2 protein-coding genes are annotated in these 1,574 nt (G+C 40.4%); both read left to right on the top strand.

Translation table 11 applies throughout. The features are described 5' to 3' along the window. Nucleotides 1–95: 95 nt before the first annotated feature. Nucleotides 96–689 carry a hypothetical protein gene (locus UA76_RS12365; RefSeq protein ID WP_047046553.1) on the top strand — a complete coding sequence of 198 codons (594 nt, stop codon included), beginning with the start codon at nt 96–98 and terminating at the stop codon, nt 687–689. Nucleotides 690–839: 150 nt separating this feature from the next. Then, nucleotides 840–1,457, top strand: a complete 618-nt coding sequence (locus UA76_RS12370) for a LysE family translocator (protein ID WP_047046556.1) — start codon at nt 840–842, stop codon at nt 1,455–1,457. Nucleotides 1,458–1,574: the final 117 nt, after the last annotated feature.

Below are 1,574 nucleotides of genomic sequence, written 5' to 3' on the forward strand. Positions count from 1 at the left end.
GGTCTGCAGGAATTTTAGTGGTTATGGCGCTATGCAGAAACAATAGTTGTGCGTTTCGGGCTACTTAATCGGGCGTTAAATGGCAAGAGGCAGTAATGATCGTGACAAAGTTTAAGTCCGAAAGGTCAGACGATAGAGAATTAAAATTAATGTCAGCGCAAATGGATGTCATTAGGTCTGGTGTCAGATCTTTGATCTATGCAAGGCAAATTAGTGAGCTAAAAAATAGTAATAACTGTTTTTGGGTATCAACTTGCAACGCGCATTATGGTCATTTCATTGAGTCTTGGGCTAAATGCTTTGGAAACTACAGTGAGGACACACACTGGAAAAAACTAGATGTTTATCGAGGTAGCTTCCGAAAAGAAATGTTCAAGGAACTTGATACTTATGAGGGTAAGTTCGTTGCTTACCTTAAGGAGGTACTTGCTTTAAGAAATGAGTTCTTTTCACACACAGATTTGTCGAAAGACTCAATTTCTTTGAACTTCCCAAAGCTTGATATAGCTTTGGACTCGTTTATTTTCCTCTACAAGGTTTTACAAAGACGTTTGTTAACTGCTGAGAGTCTGGTTGTAGACCGCGGACCACTTGATTTTAAAGTATGGATGTCAAATCTAGAAGAAGAGGCTGCTAAAGTAATTACGGTCGCTTATGACGCTAGTAAAAACATAGATGAGTACCAGTAAAAAGCCATTTAACAAGCAATTTAAGAGGGATTCACAACGCTTGGCATTTTTGCTTCTACTTCAAATTTAGTGTTTATGGCACAATGCTTTAAGTTTGGGTGGAGGCGTTGTTCACCCCTTAATTGGGCGTTAGTTTTATGGAGAAATATTGTGGAAATCTGGAAGTTATTGTTCTTTATACCTGCGTGTTTTGCGCTCAATATGACTCCTGGCCCAAACAATCTGTTGTCCATGAACAATGCGCGTTGTTACGGTTTTAAATCCGCTTTCATTGCTGGTATTGGTCGTATTGTGGCATTCGCTGTAATGATTGCATTGGCTGCTTCAGGCTTAGCTGTCATTCTCTATGCTTCTGAAACCCTATTTCTAACGATTAAAATTTTAGGCGCGGCTTACTTGTTATGGATTGCCTTTAACCTTTGGCGTTCAGAGGCCAGTCCTGTCTCTAAACGAGAAAACACACGCAACCGACTAGGTTTAGCAAAACAAGAGTTTTTGTTAGCAGCTGGCAATCCAAAAGCTATCTTAATTTTCACCGCTTTTCTGCCACAGTTCGTTGATGTCTCGGCTAGCGTAAATGAGCAGTTCTTCGCTTTAGGAATTACGTTCCTAATTTTAGAAATGGGGGCAATATCTGTTTATGCCTTATTCGGAATATATTTAAGACAATGGTTCACGAACCCAAAAATGGCAAAGCGCTTCAATAGGGTTTGCGCTACGTTTTTAGCGATGTCTGGAGCAAATTTGCTGCTAAGTCGCGAACAATAAACTAACAAATTGCTTAACAGGGACTCCTAACGCTTGGCGACTTAAGTCGCAATTTTGGCTCTGTGTTTATGGCACAATATTCAAGTTGGGCGGAGTCGCGTTATCGCCCGTTAGCAA

Origin of the sequence: Vibrio mexicanus (assembly GCF_001012815.1) — a bacterium.
Lineage (GTDB): Bacteria > Pseudomonadota > Gammaproteobacteria > Enterobacterales > Vibrionaceae > Vibrio > Vibrio mexicanus.

Excerpts from the sequence above, each read along its gene's own strand:
- UA76_RS12365 (WP_047046553.1), top strand. The coding sequence starts at position 96 with ATGATCGTGACAAAGTTTAAGTCCGAAAGGTCAGACGATAGAGAATTA.